We start from the raw sequence: 7,020 nt of genomic DNA, 5'->3' as shown, positions 1-7,020 counted from the left end.
CTGCTCCTACCTGAATCCCCACCTAGCTGTCAGTAAGCCATGCTCCAGGTCAGGGTGTAGGTGCGCCCACGGCCCTGGTAGTCATACAGGTACGCCGGGCCGTAGGTCGGTGCGTAGAACAACGTCGCCCGCTGCCCCCAGACCGTGCTGTACTGTTTGTCCAGCAAGTTCTGAATGCCTGCGCTGAAGGTGCCGAAGCCGGTTTCCTGGCTGCCCAGCAGGTCGAAGGTGGTGTAACCGTCGATCTCGTGGTCGGCATCGTCCTTGAGGGTGAACGCATGGTTGGCCTGCAGGCGGGCACTGCGGCCATCGCCCTTCCAGCCAACAAACGCCGTGGACTTGGACAGGGACGCATAACGGGCATCGCGTTTCATCCAGCCACCGTCGACGTCTTCTTCCTCGGAGCGGGTCAGGTGCAGCGTACCCCCGGCTTCCCAACCGCTCTGGAAGTGGCGGGTCAACGCACCTTCGAAACCAAAGTCACGGCTCTTCTGCTCTTCGACGTTGATGGTCAGCGTCTGCGAATCGACATTGATGATCTTGTCCGACCAGATGTAGTACAGCGCCGCCTGAGCGTCCCAATCCACGTCGGCATAGCGCCAGCCCAGCTCGACCTGGCGGCTCTTGATGCCGGCCAGCGGGTTGTCGGCGACGCTCAAGCCCGGCTTGCCGTAATACTTGGCCGGGTCCGGCAGGTCGAAACCTTCACCGTAGTTGGTCCACACCTGATGGCCATTCTTGAAGTCGTAGATGGCGCCGACGTTGTACAGGTTGACTTGGTAATCGTTGCTGCCGCCGGGTACGCCTTTGAATTCACTGACATCCACGTCCATCTGCTGGCGCCGGGCGCCGCCGGACAAGGTCAGGTTGTCGGTGGCATGCCAATCGAGCTGGGCGTACACCGACACACCGTCGACCCGGTAGCTGGGGTAACGCGCGGCCTTGCTGGCCTTTTCCATGTCCAGGCCACCGCTTTCGGATGAGGTCAGGGCGTCGAAGGTGGTCTGCTCGGCGTTGAAGCGCTCGCGGTCCAGGTCGACGCCGTAGGTCAGCTTGAGCGTGTCCCACTGCTTGGCGAACAGGCCTTTGAGGCTGGTGACCTCAAAGTTCTGTTGTGATGCGGCGAAGTACACCCCGCGCGAACCGGTGGGTGTGGCGCGGTTGTAGTACGGGAACGGGTAGAAGTTGTCGTCTTCCTTGCGGTACGAGGCCTGCAGGTAGAAGTCTTGGCCCAGCACATCGCTGTGATGGTAGTTGGCGTTGAGCAACAGGCGCCGGGTACGTGGCTCCAGGTCAGAGGAATAGCCACTGCGCAGCTCGGCGTCTTCCAGGTCCGAAGGGGCGTTGTAGTTGAGGTTGGGGAAGTAGATGCCGGTGCTGCCGTGGTTGCCCGAGTCGTAGTACTGGGCCAGCAAGTCCAGGCTCTGCTCATCGGTCAGCTTCAGCCCCAGGGTGCCGAGCAGGTCAAGGGTGCGGTTGTATTGCAGGTCGGTCTGGGTATTGTCGATGAAGATCTGATCGCCAGCGCCGTCATAGAAGGCTTCGTTCTGTTCGCCGGAAATACCAAGGCGGGCACTGACCCGCTCGTTGCCGCCGCTGATCGACTGGGCGATGCGGGTGGCCAGGTCATCACTGTTGTTGAAGCCGCTGCTGGCACCCAGCTGGGTCTCGAAGCGGGCCGGGCCGGGCTCGCCCTTCTTGGTCACAATGTTGATGATGCCGCCGGTGGCGCCGCCGCCGTAAAGGGCGCTGGCCCCCGACAGCACTTCGACACGCTCGACGTTGAACGGCGAGATGCTGTCGAACTGGCGCGACAGGCCGCGCGAGCTGTTCTGGCTGACCCCGTCGATCATCACCAGCACATTGCGCCCGCGCATGTTCTGGCCATAGTTGGTGCGCCCTTCTGGCGCCAGGTCCAGGCCAGGCACCAGCTTGCCGATGGCTTCCTTGAGGCTCACCCCGCTGTCGATCTGCTCACGCAGTTGCTGCTGGTCGACCACCCAAACGGTGCCAGGGATTTCGCTGATCGCCGTGCTGGTGCGCGAGGCCACACTGACCTCGATGGGCTTGAGGTTGACGGCCTGCGGCGTGGCGTCCGCCTTGCGCAGGGTAACCGTGCGGGCATCACTGAACTGCCAGCTCATGCCACTGCCCGCCAGCAACTGCTGCAGTGCCTGCTCGATGCTGTAGCTGCCCTGCAACGCCGGGCTGTTCAGGCCCGCGACATCGTGGGTGGTGTACAGCAGGTGCAACCCGGCCTGGTCGGCGAAGGCCGTCAGTGCCTGGTCCAGCGCCTGGGCAGGCAGGTCCAGCTGCACTTGGCGGGCTGCCACCGGGGCCTGTTGCGCACCACTTGAGGCCATCGCCTGCAAGGGGCCAGCCAGCATGGCCAAGGCAGTGCAAGACAACAAGGCGTGATGAAGGGGACCGCTGCGGCGGTGCGAAGGCTTGAGCGTAAGGGCCACGAATGAGCTTCCAGGCAAGTCGTAAATGAGAATGGGTTGCTGATCAGTCCCACTACGACGATCTGGCCTGGCTGAACTTGCAGCGGCAGATGAAAAATATTTAGATTATTTTTTACCGGCTCAGTGCACCACGGCCAACCACGGCAAGTAGGTGACCTGCAGGCCATAACGTTGCTCAAGGGTGCGCAGCAGCGCCTGGGGTTCATCGAGGTCGAATACACCGCTGACTTCCAGGGCCGCCAACTTCGTGTCAGACAGCAGAATGCGCCCCTGTTGGTAGCGCTCGAGCTCCGCCAGCACCTGCCCCAGCGGCTTGCCGTTGAAGATCAGCTTGCCGCGCTGCCAAGCGGTCTGTGCACTGGCGTCAGGCGACACCGGTACGCTGCGCTCACCCACCGTGGCTTCGCCCTGGGCCAGTACCACGCGGCCATCGCGGCGCACGCTGAACGTCGCGCCCGTGCCGCGCACCGCCTCGCCTGCACTATCGACCACAAAGGGCCGTGGGTCACTGGCCGTCTCGAACAAGGCTTCGCCAGCATTGAGCACCACGCGGCGCTCGCGGTCGGTGAACGCGACGGTCAACGCACTGCCACTGTTCAGCAGTACCCGCGAGCCATCGGCCAGGGTCACCGCCTGCCGTTGCCCGAGGCCTGTGTGGTAGTCCGCCAGCCAGATAGGCGCCTGCTGCCAGCCGTTATAACCCGCGACCAACAGCGCCAGCGATGCTGCCAGGCCTGCGGCCCAGTGCCGTTTGCGTCGGGCAGGCGGTGGCGCGACAACCTGAGCGGTTGGGGTGTGGCCGATGTCCAGCCACAGTGCCTCTGCCTCGCGCGCGGCCTCGGCATGCGCCGGGCTCAGTGCGCACCAGCGCTGGTAGCGCGCGTGGTCCGCCGCACTGGCGTTGCCCGAATGCAACAACACCTGCCAATCGAGGGCATCGTCAGAGAGGTCGCTGAGCGGTTGGGCGGCTGGCATGGCGTAAGGCTCAGTCATGGTTGTGTTTGAGCCAGTCACGGCAATGGCGCAGCGCCTGGCCGATGTATTTTGCCACCATGCTCTCGGAAACGCCCAACCGTTGTGCGATCTGCGCCTGGGTCAGGCCTTCGACGCGGTTGAGCAACAGGGCCTGGCGGGCATTGCTGGACAGTTGCAACAGCGCCTCATCGAGTATCTGCAAGCGCTCGCGGGCGAGCAGCGTGGCCTCGGGCGCAGGCGCCGGGCAGGCCACTTCACCGGTACCCTCGGCGTCCTCGTGGCGGGCGGCGATACGCTGTTCACGGCGCAAGGCATCGATCGCCAGGTTGCCCGCCACCCGGAAAATGAAGCTGCGTGCATGCAGCACCGGCACGGCCTGCTCGTCGATCTTCACCAGCTTCAGGTACGTCTCCTGCGCGACGTCGGCAGCACGCTGCCGGTCGCTCATGCGCCGAGTCAGGAACAGCAAGAGGTCGTCGTAGTGCTCCTGGAAACTCGCCAGCAGACCAGACACGGGAGACGTCAGCATGGGGTAGGAGAAAGGCCAGTAAGAGGAATTGTCGGGCGTTAATGAGAAACAGTATCTTTCATTAGACGCGCTACTTTCAACGTCAACGCGCATTTGCCACACTGGCGGTTGAATTCTTCAGGCAAGGTTGCAACCCATGACTGCCCGATTGCACCGCTGGTTGCTGATACTGCTGATGGCTTACGGCCTCAGTGCCTGCGCCTTGTTCCAGGCGCGTGACCCACTGAATATCAACGTGATTGGCATCGAGCCACTGCCTGGGCAGGAGCTGGAACTGCGCATGGCGGTGAAAATACGTGTGCAAAACCCCAACGAAACCGCGATCGATTACAACGGAATCGCGCTCGACCTGCAGGTGAACGGCCAGCCGCTGGCCGCCGGTGTCAGCGACCAGCAGGGCCACATAGGCCGTTTCGACGAGGCGGTAATCGTGGTGCCGGTGAGCGTGACCGCGTTCTCCTTCCTGCGCCAGGCCTATGGCCTGGGCCAGCGGAGTTCGCTGCAAGGGCTACCCTATGTATTGCGCGGCAAATTGGCCGGTGGGCTGCTGGGCACCGTGCGCTTCACCGATGAGGGCACGCTGGACCTGCCCAAGGCAGCCGGCACCTACTGGTAGACCACTCAGCGATTGCTGTTGGCGGCGGCCATCATCTTGTTGACTTCGCTGCGCACCATGCTGGCGTATTCAGGCGGCGACATGGCCTCCAGTTCAGCCCGCACCCATTCCGCCCATTTACCCTTGCGCCGAGGCTTTTCGGAGATAAGCCGGGCGGCTTCGCCCTTGGCCTTGCCCAGGTTGCTCTGCCACAGTTCGAACAACCGCGCCTTCTCTGCCTCGATCTGCGCCCGTTCCTCGAAGCTCTTGTTGGCCAGATTGAAACTCATGAAGGTACCTGCCTGCTGAAAATGGCCGCTATCTTACACCGTAGCGACGCGTCATCGGAAAGCCGGCGCAACTTTCCCGACGCACCGGCATCCATTGTTCACCCCCCCATTGACGAGGATGAGTTCATGGCCCGAAAAAACGCCGTACAAGCCGCCAGCGATCAGATCAAGGATCAGGTCTTCAGCGAACTGCAGTCACTGATCGAAGAATCCGAAAAGCTGCTCAACGACAGCGCTGCCCTGGTTGGCGAGGAGGCCGAAACCCTGCGCGCGCAAGTCAGCCTCAAACTGCGCCAGGCTCGCCAGGCCGCGAGTAACGTCCGTGACAAGGCTCAACCGGTGGTGGATGCCACCCAGGACTACATCGGCGGCCACCCTTGGCAGACCGTCGCGGTGTCCGCAGGCTTCGGCCTGGTGGTCGGCCTGTTGCTGGGTCGCCGCTACTAAGCCCATTTAATGAACGCAGTGCCGCCTGAACGTTTTCAGGCGGCCTGCGCCATTGGAATGCCGCTATGAAAGCGCAGTTCCTGGTCGGGTGACTGGATCAGCTCGGCTTCTGCCTCACGTACCAGCTCAACCCTGCGGGCGATGTCCGCTTCTTCGCCATACTGATGGGCCAGCTTCAGGTAGCCCTGGTAATGGCGCGCTTCACTCTTCAGCAGGCCGTGGTAGAACGTGCCCAGCTCTTCATCCAGGTGCGGCACCAGCGCGGCAAAGCGCTCGCAACTGCGTGCTTCGATAAAGGCCCCCACCACCAAGGTATCGACCAGCTTGACCGGCTCGTGGGCACGTACCAAGCGGCGCAAGCCGGAGGCATAACGCCCGGCCGACACTGGCCGCAAGGGCACGCCCCGGCGCTTCATCAGGCGCAGCACCTGCTCGTGGTGCACCAGCTCTTCACGGGCCAGGCGCGACATCATGTTGATCAGGTCCAGGTGCGTGTTGTACTTAGCGATCAGGCTCAGGGCAGTGCTGGCGGCCTTGAACTCGCAGTTCTTGTGGTCGATCAGCAGGGTTTCCTGGTCGGCAAGCGCCGCTTCGATCCAGGCATCTGGGGTCGGGCAGCCAAGAAAGGCGTCGATTTCGGGGATCAAGGACATAAGCGTGCAACCAGACAGAACAGGCAGGGCCGGCGATTATACCGGCGGCAACCGGCAGCGCCAGTGACTATGCTTGATGTACATCAAGCGGCGACGGGTGAGACGCCGACTATAGTCAGGCACTGGTCGCCATCTTTGAACGGAGCTCACGCCCATGCAAGCCGTCCGCAGCATCCTCGTCGTCCTCGACCCCGCGCATGCCCACAGCCGGGCCTTGACCCGTGCCAAGCTGATCGCAGGCGTGACCGGCGCGCGCCTGCACCTGTTGATGTGCGACAAAAAGCAGGATCACAGTGCGTTGCTCAGCCTGCTGAGCAGCCAGTTGCACGATGACGGATACGACAACGTCACCCATGAGGCAGCCTGGCGTGACAACCTGCACGACACCATCATCTATGTGCAGCAAGCCGAGGGCTGCGAGTTGGTTATCAAGGAGCATCGGCCGGACAACCCGCTGAAAAAGGCACTGCTGACCCCCAGCGACTGGAAGCTGCTGCGCCTGTGCCCCAGCGCGGTGCTGATGGTGAAAAGCGAACGACCATGGGCCGGCGGGGTGATTCTGGCGGCGGTGGATGTCGGCAACCAGGATGAGGACCACCGCCTGTTGCACGCGAGCATCATCGACCATGGCTATGCGATTGCCGGCCTGGCCAAAGGCGATTTGCACGTCATCAGCGCACACCCCTCCCCCATGCTGTCCGCCTCGGACCCCACCTACCAGCTCAGCGAGACCATCGCCGAACGCTACCGGGAAGCCTGCCGCGCGTTTCAAGCCGAGTTCGACATCAGCGATGACCGCCTGCATGTCGCCGAAGGCCCAGCGGATGTGCTGATTCCCTACACCGAGAAAAAATACGATGCCGTGGTGACGGTGATCGGCACGGTGGCCCGCACGGGTATTTCCGGGGCATTGATCGGGAATACCTCCGAGGTGGTGCTCGATTCGCTCGAAGGGGATGTGCTGGTGCTCAAGAGCGAAGAAGCGATTGCCCACCTGACAGAGCTGGCCCGCGGTTGAAGCAAGCGTGGCCCTTGTAGGAGCAGCCTTGTGCTGCGAAGAGGCCGG

General features: G+C 62.8%; 7 protein-coding genes and 1 pseudogene. 3 read left to right on the top strand and 5 right to left on the bottom strand.

Going from position 1 to position 7,020, the window contains the following annotated elements; all coding sequences use genetic code 11:
* Positions 1-29: 29 nt before the first annotated feature.
* From QOS90_RS24305 to QOS90_RS24295, 3 genes and pseudogenes are all read right to left on the bottom strand, one after another.
* Complete coding sequence (locus QOS90_RS24305; protein ID WP_085274168.1) at positions 30-2,465, bottom strand: TonB-dependent receptor; 2,436 nt, start codon at positions 2,463-2,465, stop codon at positions 30-32.
* A gap of 120 nt (positions 2,466-2,585) precedes the next feature.
* On the bottom strand, positions 2,586-3,458 hold the full coding sequence (locus tag QOS90_RS24300; protein ID WP_256577533.1) for a FecR family protein: 873 nt from the start codon (positions 3,456-3,458) through the stop codon (positions 2,586-2,588).
* Positions 3,459-3,465: 7 nt separating this feature from the next.
* Positions 3,466-3,969: pseudogene (locus QOS90_RS24295) on the bottom strand (RNA polymerase sigma factor); the annotation flags it as partial.
* A gap of 136 nt (positions 3,970-4,105) precedes the next feature.
* Here QOS90_RS24295 and QOS90_RS24290 point away from each other — a divergent pair.
* Entirely contained in the window at positions 4,106-4,585 is a 480-nt protein-coding gene (locus QOS90_RS24290; RefSeq protein WP_027596577.1) for an LEA/WHy family protein, read from the top strand.
* 5 nt (positions 4,586-4,590) lie between these two features.
* Here QOS90_RS24290 and QOS90_RS24285 read toward each other — a convergent pair whose 3' ends face one another.
* Positions 4,591-4,854, bottom strand: coding sequence for a hypothetical protein (locus tag QOS90_RS24285; protein ID WP_027596578.1), 264 nt, complete (start codon positions 4,852-4,854; stop codon positions 4,591-4,593).
* Between the two features lie 126 nt (positions 4,855-4,980).
* Here QOS90_RS24285 and QOS90_RS24280 point away from each other — a divergent pair, with 126 nt between their 5' ends.
* Positions 4,981-5,301, top strand: a complete 321-nt coding sequence (locus QOS90_RS24280) for an ElaB/YgaM/YqjD family protein (protein ID WP_027596579.1) — start codon at positions 4,981-4,983, stop codon at positions 5,299-5,301.
* A gap of 35 nt (positions 5,302-5,336) precedes the next feature.
* On the opposite strand, the gene QOS90_RS24275 is transcribed toward QOS90_RS24280, so the two are convergent.
* Entirely contained in the window at positions 5,337-5,954 is a 618-nt protein-coding gene (locus QOS90_RS24275; protein WP_027596580.1) for a MiaE family protein, read from the bottom strand.
* 154 nt (positions 5,955-6,108) lie between these two features.
* Here QOS90_RS24275 and QOS90_RS24270 point away from each other — a divergent pair, with 154 nt between their 5' ends.
* Positions 6,109-6,972 (top strand): universal stress protein, encoded by an 864-nt coding sequence (locus QOS90_RS24270; protein WP_027596581.1) that lies wholly within the window; start codon positions 6,109-6,111, stop codon positions 6,970-6,972.
* Positions 6,973-7,020: the final 48 nt, after the last annotated feature.

This window comes from Pseudomonas sp. LAIL14HWK12:I10 (assembly GCF_900184205.1).
Classification (GTDB): domain Bacteria; phylum Pseudomonadota; class Gammaproteobacteria; order Pseudomonadales; family Pseudomonadaceae; genus Aquipseudomonas; species Aquipseudomonas kermanshahensis.
Note: the sequence above shows the minus strand (reverse complement) of the source record. Positions and strands in the feature narration are given on the sequence as shown.

What these genes read in the sequence shown, in the direction of transcription:
- QOS90_RS24270 (WP_027596581.1), top strand. Translation starts at nt 6,109, where the DNA reads ATGCAAGCCGTCCGCAGCATCCTCGTCGTCCTCGACCCCGCGCATGCC.
- QOS90_RS24290 (WP_027596577.1), top strand. Translation starts at nt 4,106, where the DNA reads ATGACTGCCCGATTGCACCGCTGGTTGCTGATACTGCTGATGGCTTAC.
- QOS90_RS24275 (WP_027596580.1), bottom strand. Translation starts at nt 5,954, where the DNA reads ATGTCCTTGATCCCCGAAATCGACGCCTTTCTTGGCTGCCCGACCCCA.
- QOS90_RS24280 (WP_027596579.1), top strand. Translation starts at nt 4,981, where the DNA reads ATGGCCCGAAAAAACGCCGTACAAGCCGCCAGCGATCAGATCAAGGAT.
- QOS90_RS24300 (WP_256577533.1), bottom strand. Translation starts at nt 3,458, where the DNA reads ATGACTGAGCCTTACGCCATGCCAGCCGCCCAACCGCTCAGCGACCTC.
- QOS90_RS24285 (WP_027596578.1), bottom strand. Translation starts at nt 4,854, where the DNA reads ATGAGTTTCAATCTGGCCAACAAGAGCTTCGAGGAACGGGCGCAGATC.